At 57.2% G+C, this 22,176-nt stretch carries 17 protein-coding genes and 1 pseudogene; 11 read left to right on the top strand and 7 right to left on the bottom strand.

The genetic code is table 11. The features are described from left to right. The first annotated feature begins 7 nt into the window (after positions 1-7). The 10 genes and pseudogenes from trpD (at position 8) to SE15_RS01930 (ending at position 8,742) form a co-directional block, all read left to right on the top strand. The gene (gene trpD / locus SE15_RS01890; protein ID WP_054520406.1) at positions 8-1,027 is read left to right on the top strand and encodes an anthranilate phosphoribosyltransferase; all 1,020 of its coding nucleotides are present in this window, start codon (positions 8-10) and stop codon (positions 1,025-1,027) included. Continuing rightward, complete coding sequence (trpC, locus tag SE15_RS01895; protein WP_054520407.1) at positions 1,024-1,824, top strand: indole-3-glycerol phosphate synthase TrpC; 801 nt, start codon at positions 1,024-1,026, stop codon at positions 1,822-1,824. The genes trpD and trpC overlap by 4 nt, the downstream gene beginning before the upstream one ends. Continuing rightward, positions 1,817-2,485, top strand: coding sequence for a phosphoribosylanthranilate isomerase (locus SE15_RS01900; RefSeq protein ID WP_054520408.1), 669 nt, complete (start codon positions 1,817-1,819; stop codon positions 2,483-2,485). The genes trpC and SE15_RS01900 overlap by 8 nt, the downstream gene beginning before the upstream one ends. Further along, positions 2,482-3,666 (top strand): annotated as a pseudogene (gene trpB, locus SE15_RS14875) (tryptophan synthase subunit beta); the annotation flags it as partial. The gene SE15_RS01900 and the pseudogene trpB, both read left to right, overlap by 4 nt. A 48-nt stretch (positions 3,667-3,714) precedes the next feature. Then, positions 3,715-4,563: a tryptophan synthase subunit alpha gene (gene trpA, locus SE15_RS14880; protein ID WP_408033392.1), complete on the top strand. Its 849-nt coding sequence runs from the start codon at positions 3,715-3,717 to the stop codon at positions 4,561-4,563. 118 nt (positions 4,564-4,681) lie between these two features. Then, the gene (locus SE15_RS01910; protein WP_054520409.1) at positions 4,682-5,212 is read left to right on the top strand and encodes a PadR family transcriptional regulator; all 531 of its coding nucleotides are present in this window, start codon (positions 4,682-4,684) and stop codon (positions 5,210-5,212) included. A gap of 2 nt (positions 5,213-5,214) precedes the next feature. Then, complete coding sequence (locus tag SE15_RS01915) at positions 5,215-6,381, top strand: ABC transporter substrate-binding protein (RefSeq protein ID WP_054520410.1); 1,167 nt, start codon at positions 5,215-5,217, stop codon at positions 6,379-6,381. Continuing rightward, positions 6,378-7,427, top strand: coding sequence for a FecCD family ABC transporter permease (locus tag SE15_RS01920; RefSeq protein ID WP_201778040.1), 1,050 nt, complete (start codon positions 6,378-6,380; stop codon positions 7,425-7,427). Before SE15_RS01915 ends, SE15_RS01920 begins: the two co-directional genes overlap by 4 nt. Positions 7,428-7,433: 6 nt before the next feature. Beyond that, the gene (locus tag SE15_RS01925; protein WP_054520412.1) at positions 7,434-8,210 is read left to right on the top strand and encodes an ABC transporter ATP-binding protein; all 777 of its coding nucleotides are present in this window, start codon (positions 7,434-7,436) and stop codon (positions 8,208-8,210) included. Continuing rightward, positions 8,182-8,742 carry a nucleoside-triphosphatase gene (locus SE15_RS01930; protein ID WP_083461630.1) on the top strand — a complete coding sequence of 187 codons (561 nt, stop codon included), beginning with the start codon at positions 8,182-8,184 and terminating at the stop codon, positions 8,740-8,742. Before SE15_RS01925 ends, SE15_RS01930 begins: the two co-directional genes overlap by 29 nt. Before the next feature lie 13 nt (positions 8,743-8,755). Here SE15_RS01930 and SE15_RS01935 read toward each other — a convergent pair whose 3' ends face one another. Beyond that, a complete protein-coding gene (locus tag SE15_RS01935) occupies positions 8,756-10,474 on the bottom strand; it encodes a proline--tRNA ligase (protein ID WP_083461631.1) in 1,719 nt (572 codons plus the stop codon). A 38-nt stretch (positions 10,475-10,512) separates the two neighbouring features. Then, positions 10,513-11,412 carry a cation diffusion facilitator family transporter gene (locus SE15_RS01940; RefSeq protein WP_054520415.1) on the bottom strand — a complete coding sequence of 300 codons (900 nt, stop codon included), beginning with the start codon at positions 11,410-11,412 and terminating at the stop codon, positions 10,513-10,515. Between the two features lie 474 nt (positions 11,413-11,886). On the opposite strand from SE15_RS01940, the gene thrS reads away from it, so the two are divergent. Further along, the gene (gene thrS, locus SE15_RS01945; protein ID WP_054520416.1) at positions 11,887-13,680 is read left to right on the top strand and encodes a threonine--tRNA ligase; all 1,794 of its coding nucleotides are present in this window, start codon (positions 11,887-11,889) and stop codon (positions 13,678-13,680) included. Between the two features lie 102 nt (positions 13,681-13,782). Here thrS and SE15_RS01950 read toward each other — a convergent pair whose 3' ends face one another. The 5 genes from SE15_RS01950 to SE15_RS01970 form a co-directional block, all read right to left on the bottom strand. Next, entirely contained in the window at positions 13,783-14,985 is a 1,203-nt protein-coding gene (locus tag SE15_RS01950; protein ID WP_083461632.1) for a M23 family metallopeptidase, read from the bottom strand. Between the two features lie 46 nt (positions 14,986-15,031). Then, on the bottom strand, positions 15,032-15,547 hold the full coding sequence (locus tag SE15_RS01955) for a hypothetical protein (protein ID WP_054520418.1): 516 nt from the start codon (positions 15,545-15,547) through the stop codon (positions 15,032-15,034). Between the two features lie 8 nt (positions 15,548-15,555). Then, positions 15,556-16,686: a dipeptidase gene (locus SE15_RS01960; RefSeq protein WP_054520419.1), complete on the bottom strand. Its 1,131-nt coding sequence runs from the start codon at positions 16,684-16,686 to the stop codon at positions 15,556-15,558. A gap of 35 nt (positions 16,687-16,721) precedes the next feature. Then, a complete protein-coding gene (locus SE15_RS01965; RefSeq protein WP_054520420.1) occupies positions 16,722-17,975 on the bottom strand; it encodes a 30S ribosomal protein S1 in 1,254 nt (417 codons plus the stop codon). Between the two features lie 89 nt (positions 17,976-18,064). Continuing rightward, entirely contained in the window at positions 18,065-22,168 is a 4,104-nt protein-coding gene (locus tag SE15_RS01970; RefSeq protein ID WP_054520421.1) for a preprotein translocase subunit SecA, read from the bottom strand. Between the last annotated feature and the right edge of the window lie 8 nt (positions 22,169-22,176).

The raw sequence follows: 22,176 nt of genomic DNA on the forward strand, positions 1-22,176 counted from the left end.
GTACGAAATGCTTAAACCCTATATTGCCCAACTGGTCAAATTTCAAAGTCTGAGCGAAACCCAAGCGGAGGAGGCCATGAACCTGATCATGCAGGGCGAGGCCACCCCCGCCCAGATCGGGGCTTATCTGATTGCCCTGCGCATGAAGGGTGAAACCCCTGAAGAAATTTTGGGTAGTGCGCGGGCGATGCGTGCTCACGCAACCCCAGTACCCCTGACTCAATCAGGCCCACTGCTGGATACCGCCGGCACAGGTGGTGATGGGCGTCACACCTTTAACATCTCCACCGCAGCCGCCTTTGTCGTGGCTGGAACTGGGCGGCGGGTTGCCAAGCATGGGAACCGGGCTGCTTCTTCGCAATGTGGAAGCGCAGATGTTCTGGCGGCCTTGGGGGTGAACCTGGATTTGACCCCCGAGCAGGTAGCGCGCTGCATTGAAGAGGTGGGGATTGGATTTCTTTTTGCACCCCGCTTCCATCCAGCGATGAAACATGCGGTGGGTCCACGCCGAGAAATTGGACAGCGCACGGTATTCAATTTGCTGGGACCCCTAACCAACCCTGCAGGGGCCACCCATCAGTTAATTGGAGTGGCGGAAGCCCAATGGACCCAGGTTCTCGCGGAAGTATTGGCAGCCCTGGGGGGCAAGTCGGCGCTGGTGGTTCATGGATACGGAGGTGTGGATGAGTTGACCACCCTGGGCCCAAACCGAGTCAGTCACTTGAAGAATGGGCGGGTGGAGACCTACGATCTGGATGCACGTGATCTTGGATTGCGCCCGGCGAGCCTGGCCGACCTGCGGGGTGGTTCTCCGGAAGAAAATGCGCGGTTACTACGGGCAATCCTGGTGGGCGAGGATCGTTCTCCTCGCCGGGACGTGGTTCTGCTCAATGCGGCGGCCGCACTAGCAACAGAGAACGGTGATCTGGCAGCAGCATTGCACGAGGCCGAGGAAGCCCTAGAAAGCGGAGCCGCGTTACACCGACTGGAGGCTTTGGTTGCTTACTCTCATGAGGTGGTGGTATGAGTCGCCTGCATGAAATTTTTGCTACTCGAGCCCGAGATCTGGAGATTGTAAAACTCCAACGTCCACTTGCTGTGGTGCGCCGGGAGGCAGAAGAGGCGCCCTTGCCTCGTGATTTTTTGGCCGCGCTGCGCTCGACGCAAAACAAACCAGCCATCATTGCCGAGATCAAACGTGCCTCACCTTCGCGTGGGGTTCTATATGCAGACTTGGATGCCTTAACCCAGGCGCGGCGGTATATGGAGGGCGGTGCTGTAGCGCTGAGTGTACTTACCGAGCCGCGCTTTTTCCAGGGCAACCTAGCCGATCTGCTCGCCGTAGCAGGAACAATTCCTTTACCAGTACTGCGAAAAGATTTTATCCTGGACCCATATCAGATTTATGAGGCACGTGCTGCTGGTGCAGATGCGGTGCTTCTAATTGCGTCATACCTGGAGGAGCCCCGGCTTCGTGATCTCATGGCATTGACCGATACCTTAGGCATGGTGGCTCTGGTAGAGGTGCATACACTCGAAGATCTGGAACGAGCATGGCGGGCCGGTTCACCCCGGCTCATTGGGATTAATAACCGTGATTTGCACGATTTCTCGGTAGATCTGAAAGTTACACTAACGCTGCGCCCTTGTATCCCCCCGGAGATTCAAGTAGTAGCCGAAAGCGGTATTCATACATCTCAAGACCTACGACGCCTGCGTGCGGCGGGAATTACCGCCTTTCTGATTGGGGAAGCACTGGTGCGTGCCGAGGATCCGATTGCTCTGTTGCGCGATTTGTGCTCAGGAGGACCGGAAAATGATTAAGATCTGCGGGATCACAACGTTAGAAGATGCGCTTGAAGCCTTGGCGGCGGGGGCAGACATTTTGGGTTTCAACTTTTACCCCCATAGCCCGCGCTACATCTCTCCAACGGTGTGCCAGGCTGTTGTGCGTGCAGTCCGTGAAGCCCATCCTTGGGCGATATTGGTGGGGGTGTTTGTGAATGCCCCGGCTGCGCAAGTTCTCGACACACTGGATACGTGCGGGCTTGATCTGGCTCAATTGAGCGGGGATGAACCTCCTGAAATATTGGAGCAGTTGGGTGAGCGTGCTTTCAAGGCCTTCCGGCCGCGCTCGCAAGACGAATTGGAGTCGCTACTTCGCGTCTATCCCTTACGCCGCGAAGGGCCAGCCGCTCTGGTGGACGCGATGAAACCCGGGCTTTACGGGGGCAGTGGACAGATGGCGGATTGGCGAGCGGCAGCCTGGTTGGCCCAGCGTGCCCCTATCTTGTTGGCTGGGGGCTTAACGCCCGAAAACGTGGCCATGGCAATTGCTCAGGTTCAGCCTTGGGGAGTAGATGTGGCTTCAGGGGTGGAAGCGGCTCCGGGGCGCAAGGATAAAATACGCCTGCGGGCGTTTGTGCAGCAGGTTCGTAAGGCTTATGTGGCACTTTCCACCATCAATCAGGGAGATGAATTATGACCGTATCGTCGTTATCACCCCGTTTTGGTCCCTTTGGTGGTCAGTACGTTCCCGAAACCCTCATTCCACCGCTCCGGGAATTGGAACTTGCTTTCGAGGAGGCGCTTCGGGATCCTGGATTTCAGCGTACGTTGAGGTATTGGTTGGAAACGTATGTGGGTCGCCCGACGCCGTTGACGCACGTCCGCCGTCTGAGCGAGGCCTTAGGTGGGGCTCAGATTTACCTAAAGCGTGAGGATTTGGCACACTCCGGAGCGCATAAGATCAACAACGCATTAGGACAGGCGTTGTTGGCTCAGCGGATGGGTAAACGGCGGGTGGTGGCCGAAACCGGTGCCGGTCAGCATGGGGTGGCTACGGCGACAGCATGTGCTCTGCTGGGATTGAAGTGCGTGATTTACATGGGAGAGGTGGATATGGCGCGCCAGCAGCCTAATGTCCTGCGCATGCAGTTGTTGGGTGCTGAGGTGCGTCCGGTAGCGAGTGGCAGTCGTACCCTGAAAGACGCAGTCAATGAAGCGATCCGGGATTGGGGCACGCATGTCAGGGACACCTATTATTTAATGGGATCGGCTCTGGGACCGCACCCTTACCCACATATTGTGCGGGAGTTCCAGGCAGTCATTGGCCGAGAAGCCCGCGCACAGGTGTTGGAGCGGTGTGGGCGCTTGCCGGATGTGGCCATTGCTTGTGTTGGGGGTGGATCTAATGCTATTGGCTTGTTTTCTGCTTTTCTAGAGGACCCTGATGTACGCCTGATTGGGGTGGAGGCCGGTGGCTTAGGGTTGGCTAGCGGGCAACATGCCGCCCGGTTAGCGAGTGGAGCAGGAGCACGCCCTGGCGTGTTACATGGTAATCTCACTTATCTACTTCAGGATGGGGATGGACAGGTATTGGAAACCCATTCAATCTCGGCAGGACTGGATTATCCCGCAGTAGGACCAGAACATGCTTGGCTACGTCAGCAAGGACGCGTGGAGTATACCATAGCGACTGATGAGGAAGCATTGAGGGCTTTTCAGGATTTAGCACGCCTGGAAGGCATCTTGCCGGCATTGGAATCCGCCCATGCTTTGGCCGAGGCCATCCGCCTAGCCCCTCGTTACCCGCGAGAGGCTATCTTCCTGGTCAATCTCTCTGGGCGGGGAGACAAGGACCTTGAAAACGTGACCAGGGCTCTTACTACCCAGGATCGGGGTGTAGAAGAAGCAGCCTCCTCAACCCTCTTTGTGCCTCCCCCTCATTTAGCATTCCCTGAGCAACGCGAAATACCTCCTGGCCGGGAGCGCATCGCCGCAGCTTTTGCACAGGCTCGGGCCGCTCAGCGTCCGGCGTTTATTCCCTATTTCCCTCTGGGATACCCCACTCTTGCAGATTCGCTGGCGGTGATCAAGGCATTGGCGCAGGTTGGGGCGGATCTTATCGAGCTGGGTATTCCGTTTTCGGATCCCCTCGCGGATGGGCCAACCATTCAACAGGCCACTCAGGTGGCCCTGGCTCAAGGGATGAATGTCCCCAAGGCCCTGGAGATGGCTTGGGCGTTACGTCGCCAGGGGGTCACTCAACCGTGTCTCTTCATGGGGTATCTCAACCCGTTGCTCGCTTATGGCCTGGAAACCTTTGTGCGTGATGCGAGTCGGGTAGGCGTGGATGGATTGATTGTGCCAGATTTGCCGTTTGAGGAAGCCACATATTTACGGCATATGTGTCGCGAACAAGGACTGGCTCTGATCCCATTGATTCCACCCAACCTCCCCCTTGAGCGAATCACCCAAATTGCACAAGAGGCCGAGGGCTTTCTTTACCTGGTCTCGGTCACAGGAGTAACAGGGGTGCGGGATTCTTTTCCTGAAGAGACCGAGACATTTATCCGCTGTGTGCGTCAAATTACTCACTTGCCCCTCGCAATTGGCTTTGGCATTGCTTCGCCCCAACAGGTTCGGGCTCTTTATCCTCTGGCAGATGGGGTGATTGTGGGCTCGGCGCTGATTCGAGTCGTGGCCCAGGCCAGCGAACCGGCTGAGGCAGCGGCGGTTTTTCTGCGAGCACTGGGGCAGCCGTTTGCGGTAAGCCCTTAAGACCGTCTTTGGATCGGGGCAGAGAGGTGTGACAAATGTCACTTGCCTTTTTGCAGGGTTCACAAGTATAATACTCACCGAGTGAGTATTGAGTTCCGATCTTCTGGCTCGGGCCCCTATGCGCCGATCACCTTCCCCTGAATATCCTCTGCTAGCACTTTTGTTAGCACGCCCAATGCATGGTTATGAAGTACACCGCGTTTTCAGCCAGGATTTGGGGCAAATCTGGCACATCAGCCAGAGCCAGTTATACGCCTCACTGGCACGCCTGGAAGCCCGTGGATGGGTGCAAGGGGTGGAAGAGCCGGCGGAGCGGGGTTTGTCACGTCGAGTTTTTGCCTTAACGCCTCAAGGGCGGGTCGAGGCAGAAACCTGGTTGCAAACTCCCAGCCGTTGTAGTGTGCAGATCATTCGCCTGGAATTGCCCACTCGACTCTATCTCTTAGAGCAGGTAGCCCCCCGGGCAATTCCGGAGTTTCTCACCCGCCAGCGCGCCGAGATAGTCCGAGGGTTAGCCCGTTTGCGCGCCCAGTGCGAGACCATTCCACCCAACCAGGTTTACAACCGCATGGCCTGTACCCTGCGCATTCACCAGGTAGCGTCCCTGTTGGAGTGGTTTGATCAAACCTTTACCAGTCTTGGAGGCTAAGCATGAAAATCCGTCTCAACCTTACTGCTCTGTTCTTTTGTTTCACTTTGGTGCTGGCATCCTGTGCAGCCCCCATGTCGGTTCCGACTTCGGTTTTACCTTCCGCCACCCCTGATACTTCGGCGGTCACGGCAACGCTCGTAGAACTTCCTACACCTACCTCAACCTATGCCCCCATAACTTTTACCGATGCCCTGGGGCGCAAGGTCATTTTACCCGCGATCCCCCAGCGTGTGGTCATTGCCGGGCGCGCTGTATCTATGCTGGCGGATGCCGCCTACCTTTTCCCTGAGGCTGTCGAGAGGGTGGTGGGGCTTTCGAGCACCAATCAGGGGCAGGGAGATTTTCTGACCCTTGTGGATGCCGCTTTGGAACAGAAGATCGCCTTTGAGACGAATGTGGGAGCCGAGCAAGTGGTTACCACCCAGCCTGATGTGGTTATTATGAAGACATATATGGCCGAGTCGCTGGGAAAACCCCTTGAAATCCTGGGCATTCCGGTGGTCTATCTTTCCCTGGAGACCCCCGAAGAATATCAGCGAGATATTCGCATTTTGGGGCAAATTTTCCAGAATCCCCAGCGCGCCGAAGAGGTGGCGAATTTCTTTGTCGAACAGGTGCAGGCAATCACCCAACCTCTTCAAGACCTTACGCCTGAGCAAAAACCGCGAGCACTGCTGCTCTATTACTCTGAGCGAGATGGTCAGGTTGCGTTTAACGTGGCGCCCCAAACCTGGATTCAAACGATGATGACGGAAATGGCCGGTGGTCGCCCCGTCTGGACGGATATTGATCTGGGTAATGGATGGACTCGCGTCAACCTGGAGCAAGTTGCGGCCTGGGATGCAGATGTTATTGCGATTATTGCTTATACGGCTGATCCCGAAGCGGTGGTAGCACGGCTCCAGGATGATCCTCAGTGGCAGGCCATGCGAGCCGTACGCGAGGGTCGCCTGTATGCATTCCCCAAAGATTTCTACTCCTGGGATCAACCCGATGTCCGTTGGGTGCTAGGACTGCGCTGGCTGGCCTGGCGCTTGCATCCTGAGGTTTATCCTGAGCTAAATATGGTAGCCGAGGCACAGTCCTTCTTTGAACGCTTATATGGGATTGACGCGGCGACTTTCGAATCCCGCCTGCTACCACTTCTGAAAGGGGATCTGCGGTGAGTGTAGCACCGTGCACCCGCTCCATGGATCTGACAGCGCAGGTGCCCATCTGGCTTGAAAACCGGGTGCGGGCTCGGCGGCGCCTGCTCTGGATGAGCGTGCTGTTGGTTGCTGTGGTTGGGGTTTCGGTATTTCTGGGGCGGTATCCCCAGGTAGGGTTGATCTCACCCACCCAGGTGCTGGAGGACCCTCTGGCCCAGCGCCTGATTCTGAATTTGCGTCTGCCACGCCTCCTGGCTGCCGTGCTGGTAGGGATGAGCCTGGCAGTGGCGGGCCTGGTGCTTCAAATGGTTTTCAGCAATCCCCTGGTCGAGCCGGGCTTTCTGGGTGTTTCGCAAGCGGCTGCTTTCGGCGCCGCTTTGGCGATTGTCCTCTTCGGCGGCATAGCCTGGCGAGTTCAAATAAGTGCGATTCTTTTTGGAATGGGCGGATTGGCACTTTCTTATCTTTTGGCGCGGAGGGTGCGTTATGGTGGCTGGGTGCTGCGTCTCCTGCTTTCTGGAATTGCCGTCTCGGCCTTTTTTGCTGCGGGGGTAGGATTGATCAAGTACCTGGCCGATCCCCTGCGTCAATTGCCAGAAATCACGTTTTGGCTATTGGGTGGGTTGTGGAGCGTAACCTGGAAGCCCTTGCTTTCGGCCTTGCCCTTAATAATAGGGGGGTTGTTGATCCTGTTCCTGATGCGCTGGCGGTTAAATCTGCTCGGGCTGGAAGATGAAGTGGCCTTTTCATTGGGCGTAGCGGTTTGGCGTGAGCGTTTGCTAGCGCTCTTTGCGGCTGTCATGGTCACGGCGGCTTCGATCTCCATCGGGGGGCTGATCGGCTGGGTGGGATTAATCATTCCCCAACTGGCGCGCCGATTGAGTGGGGCTGATGCGCGCGATACTCTGCCCACCACCCTGCTTTTGGGAGGAGCATTTGGGGTGGTTTGTGATGACCTGGCACGCGTGGTGAGCGCAGGCGAAATCCCGCTTGGCGTGCTGACCTCCATTTTAGGTGCGGTAGGCTTTCTGGTTTTAATGACTCGGCCCACGATCAGGGTGTAGAGAGAGATGGATGCGCCGATTCTCCGCTTTGAAGCTGTGGCGTTTCGCTACCCCGAAACCCCTGCAGACGCCTTGCAAGGACTGACGCTGGAGGTGCCTCGTGGGCAGGTCACGGCCATCCTTGGACCAAATGGTGCCGGGAAAACCACCTTGCTTCGTCTGGCCTACGGGCGCTATCTTCCGCGGCGAGGACAGGTTTGGCTGGATGGACGTTTGTTAACATCATATACCCGCCAAGAAATCGGTCGCATTGTAGCGCTGGTACCTCAGCGGGAGGCCAATCCTTTTGCCTACTCCTTGCTCGAATATGTGCTTCTGGGGCGCGCGCCTTACCTGCCGCCCTTACAGATGCCCACCCCTTCGGATGTAGCCATTGCCTGGGAGGCCCTGGAACGGGTGGGCCTACAGCACTTAGCCCGACGTTCGGTGCAGGCGTTGAGCGGAGGGGAGTACCAGTTGCTCCTGGTGGCGCGAGCACTGGCTCAACAGCCGCGGCTATTGCTTTTGGATGAACCCACCTCCCACCTTGATCTGGCCAATAAAAAACATCTGATCGAATGTTTACGAGGTCTGCTCGCGGAAGGGGTCACCATTTTGATGACCTCCCACGAGCCCGAGGTGGTTGCAAGGCTGGCTCAGCAAGTGGTGCTCATGCGTGAAGGGCGGGTGTTGAATCAGGGGTCGCTAGAGGCGCTGTGGAAGGCCGAGATCTTGAGCGCAACCTATAATATTCCCTTGAGGGTGTGGGAATTTGATGGACACCGACTTGTGGCTTGGGAGTAAGGTTAGGAAGCGCCAGATTCCACGCTTGTGGGTGTTCACCGGGGAGGTAGGTGCCGGCAAAACTCTGACTTGTCAGCATCTGGTGGAGGAGGCGCGTGAGCAGGGATGGAATGTGGCGGGGATTCTCAGCCCAGGGGTTTATCAGGAAGGATATAAGGTTGCAATTGAGGCCGTGGATCTGCGCCGTGGTGAACGCCGCCTGCTGGCTCGGCGGCGCAAAACCGGCGAAGTCGCTGGCGTGCATACCCGTGAGTGGTGGTTCGATCCTGCCGCCCTGGCTTGGGGAAATACAGTTTTTGAAACGGCTGTGCCCTGCGACCTTCTGGTAGTGGATGAGGTTGGTCCTCTGGAACTGGAATACGGCCAGGGCTGGGTAGCGGCACTGGCGGCGCTGGCTTCTCGCGCTTATCGCCTTGGGGTGGTCGTCCTGCGTCCGTCGCTGCTACCGTTGGCAGCGCGTTGGGCACCAGTGCACGTCCTGGCGATCCGCCAACCCAACCCCGCCCTGAGGTTGCCGGATTTAATGGGGTGATTCCAAGGAGTACTCAGCCGGTGAACTCGTGGGGCTGGGGCAGGGTGCTGCGTTCGGCCAACCCGCGGCGCACCCATTCAAGCACTGTGGCCAGAGGAAGGGTCTGGCTTTCGGCTTCCTCGCGCCATTTTACTTCGACGGCTGCGGCCTCTAACGTGCGAGGGCTCAGGGTAAGGCGTAGGGGCAGACCGATCAGGTCGGCATCGTTGAATTTGACCCCGGGGCTGACATCGCGATCATCGTAGAGCACGCTCACTCCCGCGGCTTGCAGCAACCCGTAGAGCCGCTCGCCTTCTTCGAGCACCTGCGGTGCCTTGCGTCCGCCCAAAACGATTAGATGGATGGCGTAAGGGGCAAGCACGACAGGCCATTTTAAGCCGTGGGCATTGTGATGTTGTTCAGCCAGCGCCAACAAGGCAGCATCCAGGCTCAGGCGCGAGTAAACCCCGTAGGAGGTGTGAGACCGACCCTCCTCATCCAGGAAAGTTATCATTTCCAGCGCGCCTAGCGCGGCCACCCATGCTATGGCGAACCCCATCTGTCTCTCCAGTGGGGCCTGGCAGTACGGGCACGGATCACCTGCCTCGGCCAGGCTCAAATCGGTCACCTGATCGGCACTAAAATCGCGTCCAAAATTGACATGGCGCATATGCGTATCGAGACGGTTAGCGCCAGCAACCAGGTTGGGAGAGCGCGGAATCCAATCATCTACGAGGATACGTACCCCTTCCTTCAGACCGATGGGTGAGGCGTAGCCGGGTACAGCGCCAATGGCCGTGATGGCTTCAGGGGGTGCGGGGCGCAGGTGGTGTGCCCCCAATGCCGTCGCCAATTTGGCTTCACTGAGGGCGCGATCACCCCGCACCAAAGCCAGAACAAGGATTTCTTCTCCCTCTATCTGGGCCAGGTAGAAAAGGGCTTTGGCGAGGCGCGCTTCCGGGAGTTTAAGGAAGTCGGCCAGATCGCGGATGGTCTGTACGCCAGGGGTCGGGATGGGTTCCAGGGGGAGCGGCGGTTCTGGGGTCGGCTCGGACTTGGTGAAGGTCGCAAAGGCTTCCAGGGCAGCGTAATCGCTGTGTGGGCACGAAAGAACGGCCAGATCTCCTTGGGGATGGGGTACCCACAACATTTGCGGCGCGGGCGGCGTTGGGGGGCCCGCCAGGGCCACACGCACAGGTACGCCCAGGCGGTGAAGCACGTTCCAGAGCGCCTGGAGATGGCGGCGATGTGCGCCCTCCAGGGCTGCGGGGGCACCGGCTAGCGTGAAAGATTCCAGCACAAGGCCTTGGGTAAGGCGTAGCGGAGCCAGGCGTTCCCAGGGGGTGGTTGTCAGGTATGCGTAGGTATAAAGCGTGCAAGGCAATTGGCGATAAGTCTGGAGATCGCGCTGGGCAAGTGTCTGAATGGTCTTGAAGTGGGTCGGCGCAAGAGAGGTCTCATTCTCGGTTGAGTTCCAAGCGCAAGTCAGTCCTTTCCAAGGAATGAGGGGAGCGCTCAAGGAGACATCGGCCCCAAGTGGGGGAAGAATGACCTGTTGGGCTCCCAAGCGGCCCATCTCTTCGTCCACAAGGCGCTGGAAAGATGCCAGGACGCGTTGCCCCAGCGGGAGATAGGCCGTTTTGCCTTCCACAGAGCGCAGGTATCCGGCACGGACCAGCCAGGCCTGGCCAGTTGAGATGGTGTTGGCCGGCATCTCACGTCCGGTGGGAGGGAAGAGGTTCGATAGACGCATGGTGTCCGGGGTGATTTAGAAAGTTGAAAGATAAGGTTTCAGTCCGTCCAGTCGTCGGGCTCGATGTGCACGTAGGCGCGGTCCACCTCAGGGATGGCCTCGACGCGGGCGATGACCTCATCGCAAATGCGATGGCTTTCCACCAGGGGTGTGGAGCCATCTACGTTGATATGCAGATCGGCCACCAGGCGAGGCCCGGCGTAATCGGTCATCAGGTGATGGACGCGCAGAACGCCCGGTACGGACTGAGCGGCTTCAACGATTCTGTGGCGCAGTTCTTCGGAGGCTCCTGCGCCAGTGAGATAGTTCAGATTCTCGCGCCCAGCGCGGAAGGCAGCCCGAAAGATCCACAATGCAACCAAAAAGCCGGCAATTGGGTCAAGGAGTGGGTGAACTAACTTAGATCCCGCCGCCCCCACAAATGCGGCGGTGGAAGTGAGGACGTCGCTAAGATTATCTTGCGCGGTGGTCTGCAAGGTGGGGCTATGGAGTTTAACCGCCAGGTGTGTAATGGCCAGGTACATTCCGGCTTTGACCCCAGCACTAAAAAGGAGTACCAGGGTGGGCAGACCGGGTTCAATCGCCAAACCACCGATCAGGAAGCGCTGCAAAGAAGCGCGTGCGGCTTCAAAACCAGCGAAGGTCATAGAGAGGGTGACCATCAGCCCCACCAGGGGTTCAAAGCGACTGTGTCCTTGTGGATGCGTGAGATCAGGAGGTCGTTGGGCTAACCACAAGCCGAAGACCATAAGTAATGAATAAACCACGTCTGAAGCGGAGTTGGCTGCATCGGCGTAAAGAGCCACGCTCCCCGAAAGATAGGCTGCCAGGGCCTTGATGGTGACCAGAAAAATATTTCCCCCCAGCGTGATCCAGAGCGCTTGACGGTACCACGCCTGCACTTGGGGTTGAGGTTTATAATCGCGTACCCATCGCATCAGGTTTATGTTGCTCCAAATCAGAATCCTTTCAGCGCATAGTTTACCATAAAGCATTGTCAGTGCAGACGGATGTTGAACCTTAGCCAGCGGCGAGGAGAAACTGATGATTCGAGATAGGTTTTTCTCTTGCTTTTCTGCGCTTTCGCCTATATAATTTGTGACACTTCATATCCAAAACGCGCTGACCAGGACGAGTAGCCGCAGTGCGTGCCGACAGAGAAGGGGCATCATGGGCTGAGAGTGCCCTGCGGACAGGCAGCGGTGAAAACCCCCTGCGAGCGGAAGCCTGAACGGGAACGACTCCCCAGTAAGGTGAACGGTTGACCCCGTTATCGGTCGTAATGAGATGGTCGGTGATGACACCGGCTAATCTGGGTGGAACCGCGAGCGCCGAACGCTTGCCCCAGAAGGGGCAGGCGTTCTTCGTTCTAAGGGTTTTGAGAACCAAGCCGATAAAAAAGGAGGTTGATCATGGCGCAGGAGAAAGTGAAAGAGCGTTACGAGGATTCATGGCTTTACCGGATTCGCCACTCAGCGGCGCACATCATGGCGCAGGCCGTATTGGAGATGTTTCCTAATGGGAAGATCGCCATTGGGCCGCCTATTGAGGATGGGTTCTATTACGATTTTGATCTGCCGCGCCCTCTGACCCCTGAGGATCTTGAAAAAATTGAGCAACGTATGCGTGAGATCATCCGGGGTGATTATCCGTTTATCAAGAAAGTGGTGACGGCTGAGGAGGCGCGCCAGATTTTCCGTGATCAGCCCTATAAACTGGAGTTAATTGACGGGCTGGAGGCTGGCGGGATGGATGAAGACGGAAACCCGCTCACTGAAAAGCCGGAAATCTCCATCTATGCCCATGATAAGTTTGTGGATTTGTGCCGTGGGCCGCATGTTGAGCGTACCGGTCAGATCAATCCGGAGGCCATTAAACTTCTCAACGTGGCAGGAGCCTACTGGCGTGGCGATGAGCGGCGCCCCATGCTTCAACGCATCTACGGCACGGCCTGGGAAACACCCGAACAACTTCAGCAATACCTGTGGAAACTTGAAGAAGCCAAGAAACGAGATCACCGTAAACTGGGAAGAGATCTGGACCTCTTCAGCATCAATCCAGATGTTGGGGCTGGGTTGATCCTCTGGCACCCCAAGGGGGGAATGATCCGCCACCTGGCCGAACAGTATTGTAAAGAGGAACATCTCAAGCACGGTTATGTGCCGGTTTACACCCCGCATATTGGGCGCAGTACGTTATGGGAAATCAGTGGCCACTTGCACTGGTACCGTGAGAACATGTATCCGGCCATGCAGGTGGAGAATGAAGAGTATCTCCTTAAACCCATGAACTGCCCCTTCCACATCATGGTTTACAAGAGCCAGATTCGGAGTTACCGCGATCTGCCGATCCGCATGGCGGAATGGGGTACGGTCTATCGTTACGAGCGCAGTGGGGTCTTGCACGGCTTATTGCGGGTGCGGGGTTTCACTCAGGACGATGCGCACATTTTCTGTCGCCCGGACCAAATGCCGCAGGAGATTGACAATACCCTGCAGTTCTGCCTGCACATTTTACGCCGCTTTGGTATGGCTAACTTTCACGCCTATCTCTCCACCCGCGATCCAGAGAAGTTTGCCGGGCAGGTTGAGGATTGGGACAAAGCCACCGCGGCGCTGCGTCAGGCCCTGGAGCGTGCCGGCCTGGATTACGACATTGATGAGGGTGGGGCAGCTTTCTATGGTCCCAAAATTGATCTAAAGATGATTGATGCGCTTGGACGGGAGTGGCAGTTAAGCACCATTCAATTCGATTTCAATCTGCCGGAGCGCTTTGAATTGGAGTACATCGGCGAAGATGGCCAGCCGCACCGTCCCCTCATGATTCACCGGGCGTTGTTAGGTTCCATGGAGCGTTTCATGGGGGTCTTGATTGAGCACTATGCAGGGGCTTTCCCTGTCTGGCTTGCGCCAGTTCAGGCTGTGCTCATTCCGATTGCCGATCGCCATCTTCCCTATGCGCGCGAAGTGGCCGAGAAACTGCGTGCCCAGGGACTGCGAGTAGAGGTGGACGAACGCCCTGAACGCATGAATGCCAAAATTCGGGATGCACAATTGCAGAAGGTGCCTTACATGCTGGTTGTAGGGGATAAAGAGGCAGCGGATGGGAAAGTGGCGCTGCGCCTGCGCAACGGCGAGAACCCGGGCCCCATGCCGCTGGAAACCTTCATTGCGCGCGCACAGCAAGACATCGCGGAAGGGGCTTAGCCTGCTTTTGGCTCCTGGTGGGGGGTATTAAACCGGTCAGGCGCCTTGGGTCATGCGACTCAGGCGCCTGACGGCTTCTCCTCCTCGCTATAAGCCAGGCGTTTAGGGTAAGAAGTCGTGAGGATTGACTTTCCCGTAAACGTCGTGGCGCATTTCAAAGTGCAAATGGGGGCCGCTGGAGCGCCCAGTGCTACCCATTAACCCGATCAGGTCACCCTGGTAAACACTTTGTCCACATACGACATTGATCTGGCTGAGGTGGGCATAGAGGGTTTGCCAGCCGTTGCCGTGATCAATCACAATGACGTTTCCGTATCCCCAGTCATTCCATCCGGCATAGACAATGACCCCATTATCGGCTGCGTAGATGGCTACCCCAATGGCTCCCCCAATGTCAATCCCATAATGGTTGGTTGAAGGCGAGTAATCGTAGCCCGAAATCCATTTAGAGGGGGTTGGCCAAATGAAGGCCCCGGTTCCCACGGCTCCCTCGGTAATCACCCCACAAGCGCCTGGCCCCATGATCTTTGCTACCCCCGGGTTTTGGCGGGTGATGCGAGGAGCGCTCCAGGTCACGAATTCACGCCGACCGCCGGGCACAAAGATGCGGGTGCCGGCCTGGATGTTGGGGCGCGAGTAATCACCCAAGGTAGCGGGATCCAGATGATTCCCTGGCCAGTTGACAATGTCCTCGGGCTTGACCTTGAAGAACTCCGCCACTTTGTTGAGGCTGTCTCCCTCATGCCAGGTGTAGAGCAGTCCGTCGGTGGGTAGGATGTTGAGCACCTGACCGGGTTGCAGAAAATGGGGGTTATCGAATAGCGTATCGTAGTTGCCCCAGAGAATGGTTTCAGGCTTAAGGCCAAACTTCTCGGCGATTCCAAAAATGGTATCGCCCTTCTGAACTTCGTACTGGGTGATTTCAAAGCGAGGACGGCTGGGCAGAAGGGTCTTCAATTGTGCATGACGTACCACCCCTGTAATGGCCGCAGCGGGTTCGGGGAGAGTAAATGCAGGCATGGCCACGGTTGGGGTGGCGGTTGGCAAAGCAGCCGCCTGGGCAGCCACGCCAACTGCAGGGCTTGCCGTCTGGATGGACAGGTTGCCCATCAGTGCCACGACGATCAGGATTAAAACGAGTGAGGCCATCCCGGAGGCTACTCGCAGGGTCACCTCGCCCAGTCCCATCTGGGTCAGGCGGTCCCACCAATCAGGCAATGATCTATGTGAAGTTGAGGGTTTCGGGGTATTCTCCCCGTCTATGTCCGAATCTGAAATGTCAGGTTTGTCGGGTAAAGGATGCATGCCATGCACCTCGCAGTGTCAATATAACACAAAAATTGGAGGGTCGTCAAGCGCCACCCTCGTGGGCTGACTCCTCCTTCGATTTGCCATAGGGGATCAGCAGTAGAAATCCCAAGGCGATGATGGCTTGTCCGATTTCCACACCACGAGCCTGCCAGGGGCCAAAGTAGGGCACTCCCGGTAGAGGATGACTCCCAATGCCGAAGACATCTGCCATTCCGGCGAAGACGGCAATCACATAGCCAGTGCTGACCAGGCGCACACCAATATCGGCGGCGATGCTGGGCTGTCGCTTCTTCCACAGCGCCATCAGGGCGATGTAGCCACCCAGGCAAACAATGGCTAACCCGATCAGGAAGACAGCGATCTGCACGAAGCCGATCACCGGGCTGCGATCCAGACCGAACAAACTCGGACGCGCACCGATCAGGAAGATCAGGAAGCCGATCAGAGTCAGCGAGAGTCCCAAGCGAATCCGCCGCCGCGAGTAAGGAAGTGGACCGGTCGGGGGCTCCTGACCAGCGGCTAAACCATCACGAGGGGTAAGAAGCGATTCGGACATGTGCAAGATCACTCCGGCAAGACCTTCTCAAGGATGCGCTGCCAATTGGCGTGGAAGATTGCAGCGATGTCCGCAGGGGTGTAGCCACGCTGGTGCAGACCCTCGGCTAACCGGGGTAAATCGGCAATGGTGTTGATCTCCAGAGGGACCGCCGGATAGCCGAATCCCCCATCAAAGTCGGTACCCAGGGCCACGTGGCGGGCATTGCCCGCCACTTGACAAATTGTGTCAATGTGGGCAATTAAATGCTCAAGGCGCACCTGTTCGCGCGGATCGCTATTTTTCCATTCAGGGCGTAGGTAGCGATTGAAAGGCAGCACGCCGATCAAGCCATCTCGCTCGATCAACAGACGGATTTGGAGCGGAGAGAGGTGACGCTCGTGGGGGTCTTCGGAAAGCAGCGTGCGCACATTGCTATGGGATGCTACCACTACTCCCTCGTAGCGTTCTAGCGCCACCAGTGCGGCGGCCTCGCTCATGTGGGTAATGTCTAGAATGAAGCCTGTCTCCGCCAGGGCTGCGAGCCAACCCTGGCCTTCACGGCTCAAACCATTGCGCTGGTACATCCCACCGCATCGCTCATCACCCGCCCAGACCATCCCCACCAGACGCACCCCCGCCTCGTACCATGCGGGCAGTTGGGCCGGGTCGGTCATCCACTCGATGCCTTCCAGAGTCAGCACCAGCCCAACCGGGTGAGTGACTTCGGGGTAGATGGCAGGTTGCTGGAACCAGGGAGTCAGCACGGCATCAAGGTCCTTGCGTGTGGATACCGGTCGGAAAAGATCCGGATCGCGCTCAAATAATTGACGGTACCAGGCCAGTTGTGCTTCCGCAAGGCGATGCCCTTCTTCCGGCATGGTGTAAGCCTGAGTTTCCCATTCCCCCGCTTTGTACCGGGCGGGGGTGAGGAAGATCGTAGCAAAGATCAATCCTACCTGGGCTTGCTGATACTCAGGCCAGCCCAGCAGGGTCTCACCGGTCACCCGTGGGATCCAGGTATTGGCCTCGCGCTGGCGAGTTTCCAGCACCGAACGGCGCACATCTCGACCGAACGTCAGGGCGTTATAGGCGATATCTTGATGACCATCTATGATTAATGTCATGGGGAATTGTGCCTGGATGTGAGGAGCGCACATACGCCGTGTGCGCTCCTCCATTTTGGCGGAATTCTTCAGGCCTCAGCGGTTTCGTCGTGAGCCTGGTCTTCGCTTTCGGTGTCCACTTCCTCAATGACTTCTTCCAGAGCCGACCAATCCATGTCAGCGTAGGCCAGCGAATCCACGCGGCGCAGGCTCAGGCCAATACGATGGTTCTCGGGATCAATGCGGATGATGCGCAAGGTCACAACCTCGCCCTCTTTCAGCACCTCTTTGGGATGCTCCACCCGCTTCTCACTCAGTTCAGAGATGTGGATTAACCCTTCCAAGTCTTCCTGATCCTCAATCTGGGCAAAAGCACCAAATTTGGTCAGGCGGGTGATCTTTGCTTCGACCAATTGTCCTACTTTATACTTGGAGACGCGCTGCAACCAGGGATCCTCCTGGAGTTGGCGGATCGAAAGGCCAATGCGCTTCTTCTCACGGTCAATGGAGATGACCTTAACCTGAACCTCATCTCCCACTTTGAGCACTTCGCTGGGGTGGTTAATCTTCTCCCAGGAGATTTCCGAGAGGTGGACCAATCCATCTGCACCGCTGATGTTAACGAAGGCACCAAAATCGGCCAGGCTGGTCACCCGACCAGTGACAACTTGCCCTTCCTCCAGTTCCTCGATCACGCGTTCTTTGATAGATTCGCGGGTCTCGGTGCTGGCGGCGCGTTCTGAGACGATCAAACGGCGGCGCTCACGATCTACCTCGATCACGACCACATCAATTTCCTGGCCAATCATCTTGCTCCAACGCTCTTCAGGTGTATCCCCGGCCGCCATTGCGCGACGGGAAAGGCTGACCTGAGAAGCAGGCAGAAAACCACGCAAGCCACTCACCGGAACGATCAGACCGCCTTTGTTGTACCCCACAATTTTGGAGCGAACCGGCTTTTTAGAACGCAGCAATTCCTCAGCCTCACGCCAGGCGACCTCGTCACGGGCGCGGGTGTAAGAAAGGACGACATTCCCATTCTGATCTTCCGGATCGAGGACATAGACGGGAATGCGTTGGCCCACCTGGAGCTGTGCCAGTTCATCATGGGGGATTTGCTCGAATTCGCGCCCGCTGATGACACCCTCGGATTTGGTGCCAACGCTGACCAGAATCTGCTTCTGCTCTGGGTTAATGCTGGCTATGATGCCTTCGCGAATCTCCCCGCGTTTGGGAAAATCTATTGCCAGGCCTTGCTCAAGGAGGGAGGCCATATTGTTATTTTCGTTTGAAGGGGTCTCGGGGTTTACCCCCTGCTCCGGTGAGGTCTCATGGTAGTTCATACGATTCCAATACTCCGCCTGAAAAGATTGCATCCATTATAAAGGTGAATAACGTGATTGGCAACCCTCGCAATGCGATTTTAGCCGCATTAATGGCGGCGGCGCTTCTTGCGTGGGATGGCGTTCTCGGCCCTTGAATCCGTTTGGCCGGGAGCATTGGGCAGCGCCGCCTCGGCCCGTTCGCGCTCTACAGTGGCCGTCATGTTGCGGGTGGGTTGGGCGGTGAACATGCGTGTGACCACACCAGCGCGAATCTCGCCAAGCAGTTCTTCAAACATCTCCGAAGCCCGGCTCTTGTACTGCACCAGCGGATCACGCTGAGCGTAAGCCTCCAGTCCGATGGAGACGCGTAAGGCTTCGATGCGCGTCAGGTAATCCACCCACATCTGGGAGATAACGCTGAGCAGGAGCTCCCGGTAAATTTCGTTTTGCAAGCGCCATCCCAATGCTTCGATGACAGCCTCGCGCTCTTCCTCGCTCAAAGCCTCCAGGGGCTGGTCGCGCAGTTGTTCCAGATACGCATCTCCCTGCCGGTCACCCAAGCGCCGCAGCACACGTTCATCGAGTTGCCCAACCGTGGCGCCACTTTGTGCCAGGCGGTTGAATTCGAAGCGTCCCCAAATCCGTCGCAAGACCTCTTGAGCGGTTTCCAAGTGGTGCAGGATTTTCTCGGTAAGTTCCTGAGGGGATTGGTCGGTTAGCAGCCGGGCGGCATAGTAAATGTAAGTAAAGCGCAGGTAGCGCATCTGTCCGCGGCGGTGCGTGCGTCGGTCGAACGCCAGCCGAGTGCCCTGCATCATGAAAAGCAGCAAGCCCATCAGGCTGCGCTCGTCTAGGATAATATTGCCATCCACTTTTTCAAAAGCCGCGTTCAAATCGCGCAGAATTTGCCCATCTTCCCCCACCAGCAGGTTCAGACGCTGATCGAAGGCCGCCTCAAGTGCTTCCAACACCTGATGGCGAATCTCGTCCCAGGTCAGGCCCAGCACGTCGGGGGTGCGCAGATTCCAGTTCTCTACGCGCTGCTGCAACGCTCCCAGCAAGCGGTTCAGGGCAGTACTCTGCAGGTGGGTTTCGATTTGTTCACGCAGAACGATTTCAATGTCTTCGCGTCCATCTTCTCCGGTAATCAGGCGGCGTTGCTGCTCGGGGCTTAGGCGCAGGGGGGTACGCACCAGGGCTTGCAACTCGTCCAATAGAGCCTGAGGGCGGAGAGGGGCTTCACTCTCGGCCAAACGATCTTCCAGCCCTTCCAGATAAGTCTCCAGGGTTTCGAGGCGCTCGCGAAGTTGTGCGTCAAAGGTCTCCTCCGCCCGTTCTAAGAGCGTTTCCACAATGCGGCGCAGGTGATCGTGCTCAGCCTCCAACGCCCGGCGCGCTACACCCAATAACTCGGTGATGAGTTGATCGCGGCTCACTGCCCCTTCGGGCAGGCGTTGACGTAGATCATCCAGCACGAGGCGTAAGGTGTAAGAGGGGTGATACAAACCATCCACATCAATAGGGGGTTGTATCTCTTCCAAGTAGGCCAGCAAACGCCAAGGGCCCTCTTCATCACGCAAGGCGGCTGGAACCCGAGCCTGGATCTCATTACGTAGCATGTCGGTGACATCATCGCTCAGGTCTTCTTTGCTGAAAACGCGGTCTCGCTGCGCGTAGATGCGTTTGCGCTGCAGGTTCAGCACATCATCGTATTCCAGCAGGTGCTTGCGCACATCAAAGTTCATCCCCTCGACGCGCGTCTGAGATTGCTCCACAATGCGCGAGACCAGGCCGTGCTCAATGGGCAGGCTCTCGTCAAAATTGAAACGGCGCAGCATGGCCTCTACCTGCTCACCTCCGAAAAGGCGCATCAATTCATCTTCCAGAGAGAGGTAAAACCGCGAGGAGCCAGGGTCACCCTGACGGGCAGCGCGCCCGCGTAACTGGTTGTCAATGCGGCGCGCTTCGTGCCGTTCAGATCCGATCACGTGGAGACCGCCCAAAGCGCGCACCTTTTCCATTTCATCCATATACTTCAAAAAGGTGTGCACTGCTTCGGCATAGATGCCGTATTGCTCTTCGCGCAGGCTCTGCAGCGCCTGGCGGCGTTCTTCATTGCTCATTTCATAAGCGTTGGTAAAACCATTGCGTCGCAGCACGCGCACCACGTCACGAATGATCTCCTCGCGCAATTCACCGCCCAGTTTGATGTCTACGCCGCGCCCTGCCATGTTGGTGGCAATGGTCACGGCGCCGTAGGCCCCCGCACGGGCAATGATCTGAGATTCCTCGTCGTGCTTGCGGGCATTGAGAACCTGGTGCGGTACTCCGCCTTGTAAAGCGCGGATCAGACGGGGGCGATCTTCTTCACGCACTTCCAGCAACTGCATCAGGCGTTCTAAGTTGGCGCCCTCTTCCGGATTAAGGGAGGTCACACCCACACCCCGTGCAAACTGGCGCAGTTCGCTAACGTTCAATTCGGGCAATGGCTTATTGAGGAACTGCAACTCGGGAATGGCAGTCTCACCCTCCTGACGATTGTGCTTTTCCAGCCACGCCTGACGCACCAGCAGTACTTGCATCAGGCGGCGCAAAAGTTCCGGCTGCAGGCGCTGAGAGAGGCGTTCGGAATGTTCTACCGAGGTTGTGCCCACCAGAAGAGGGCGTCCTAGCACATGATAGCGCAAGATCTCCAGCGTAATGGCACGGAGTTTGGCCTCCTCTGTGCGATAAACGATATCTGGATAATCTTTGCGCTTCCAATAGACAGGCTGCTTGAGAGGGTCATCCCGGCGCGCGTAGTAGGTGTATTTGTACCCATCTGCGTCTTTCGCCGTCACCTCCACGAGCGGGGAGTCGGGTTGCATGGCCTGATACTCCAGGTTCGTGGGAATGGGTACAACTTCCAGTTTGTAGATCTTGCTGAATTCTTCGGCTTCCGTCAGCGCCGTGCCGCTCATTCCCGCCAGTTTCTGATACATGCGGAAGTAGTTCTGAATGGTGATAGTGGCGTAGGTGACGTTCTCGGGTTCAACACGGACCCCCTCTTTGGCCTCCACGGCCTGGTGCAAGCCCTCTGACCAGCGTCGTCCGGGCATCAGCCGCCCGGTGAACTCATCCACAATAATAACCTTGCCGCCCTGAACAATGTAGTCTTTGTTGCGCTTGAAAAGGAATTGGGCCTTGAGAGCCTGTTCCAGGTAACCCAGGATGCGCGCTTGTTCGGGTGTGATGTCCTCAGGGCGGTCGGGATCACCCAGAGCCATATCCAGAAGCGCCTCCACATGGGCTTTACCCACCTCCGTCAGGGTGACTGTACGATCGCGCTCGTTGATTTCGTAGTCCTCTTCGCGCAACTGACGCACCACCTGTGCCATGCGAACGTACCATTCGGTTTCTTCAGCCGCCGGCCCGGAGATAATGAGCGGGGTACGGGCTTCGTCAATAAGGATGTTATCCACCTCATCCACAATGGCGTAATAGTGCCCGCGCTGCACCCGATCTTCCAGGCGCATCGCCAGGTTGTCGCGCAGGTAGTCAAATCCAAACTCGCTGTTGGTACCGTAAACAATGTCTGCGCGGTAAGCCTCTGCGCGATCAACCATGCGCAGTTGATGCTGGTCCTCAAACGGCGAGGATTTCTCCAGGTCTACCAGAAAGGCTTTTTTGCCATTCTCGGTGCGGGCGGCCATTTGTAGCACACCCACCTTGAGCCCCAGCAGATCATAGATGGGAGCCATCCAGCGGGCATCGCGCCGCGCCAGGTAGTCATTGACGGTTACCAAATGCACGCCACGGCCGGTGAGAGCGTTGAGGTAAAGCGGAAGCGTGGCCACCAATGTCTTGCCCTCGCCCGTGCGCATCTCGGCGATTTTGCCCTCATGGAGCACAATTCCACCCATGAGTTGTACATCGTAGGGGCGCAACCCCAGGGTGCGTTTGGCGGCTTCGCGTACCACGGCAAAGGCTTCGGGCAGGAGTTCATTCAACGCCACCTGCTCGGCCTGGTAACGCTCCTGCTCATCTTCAATCCCGGCGGTGGCTTCACGCAGCCGCTGACGGAATTCCTCGGTCTTGTCGCGTAGCGCCTCGTCGCTGTAGGTTTCGAAAGTTTTTTCCAGTTCGTTAATGCGCTCCACCAGACGCATCAACCGATTAAGTTCGCGCCGGGTTGGATCGCCACTTAGCACACGAATAAGATTCTTAAACATACGCCCTC

Source organism: Thermanaerothrix daxensis (assembly GCF_001306145.1).
Taxonomy (GTDB): domain Bacteria; phylum Chloroflexota; class Anaerolineae; order Anaerolineales; family Anaerolineaceae; genus Thermanaerothrix; species Thermanaerothrix daxensis.

Bases quoted from the DNA above. Each gene is read 5' to 3' on its own strand.
- SE15_RS01965 (WP_054520420.1), bottom strand. From the start codon at position 17,975: ATGAACTACCATGAGACCTCACCGGAGCAGGGGGTAAACCCCGAGACC.
- SE15_RS01910 (WP_054520409.1), top strand. From the start codon at position 4,682: ATGCGCCGATCACCTTCCCCTGAATATCCTCTGCTAGCACTTTTGTTA.
- SE15_RS01915 (WP_054520410.1), top strand. From the start codon at position 5,215: ATGAAAATCCGTCTCAACCTTACTGCTCTGTTCTTTTGTTTCACTTTG.
- SE15_RS01930 (WP_083461630.1), top strand. From the start codon at position 8,182: ATGGACACCGACTTGTGGCTTGGGAGTAAGGTTAGGAAGCGCCAGATT.
- SE15_RS01950 (WP_083461632.1), bottom strand. From the start codon at position 14,985: ATGCATCCTTTACCCGACAAACCTGACATTTCAGATTCGGACATAGAC.
- thrS (WP_054520416.1), top strand. From the start codon at position 11,887: ATGGCGCAGGAGAAAGTGAAAGAGCGTTACGAGGATTCATGGCTTTAC.
- SE15_RS01925 (WP_054520412.1), top strand. From the start codon at position 7,434: ATGGATGCGCCGATTCTCCGCTTTGAAGCTGTGGCGTTTCGCTACCCC.
- SE15_RS01960 (WP_054520419.1), bottom strand. From the start codon at position 16,686: ATGTGCGCTCCTCACATCCAGGCACAATTCCCCATGACATTAATCATA.
- SE15_RS01900 (WP_054520408.1), top strand. From the start codon at position 1,817: ATGATTAAGATCTGCGGGATCACAACGTTAGAAGATGCGCTTGAAGCC.
- trpC (WP_054520407.1), top strand. From the start codon at position 1,024: ATGAGTCGCCTGCATGAAATTTTTGCTACTCGAGCCCGAGATCTGGAG.
- SE15_RS01940 (WP_054520415.1), bottom strand. From the start codon at position 11,412: ATGCGATGGGTACGCGATTATAAACCTCAACCCCAAGTGCAGGCGTGG.
- trpD (WP_054520406.1), top strand. From the start codon at position 8: ATGCTTAAACCCTATATTGCCCAACTGGTCAAATTTCAAAGTCTGAGC.
- SE15_RS01935 (WP_083461631.1), bottom strand. From the start codon at position 10,474: ATGCGTCTATCGAACCTCTTCCCTCCCACCGGACGTGAGATGCCGGCC.
- SE15_RS01970 (WP_054520421.1), bottom strand. From the start codon at position 22,168: ATGTTTAAGAATCTTATTCGTGTGCTAAGTGGCGATCCAACCCGGCGC.
- SE15_RS01955 (WP_054520418.1), bottom strand. From the start codon at position 15,547: ATGTCCGAATCGCTTCTTACCCCTCGTGATGGTTTAGCCGCTGGTCAG.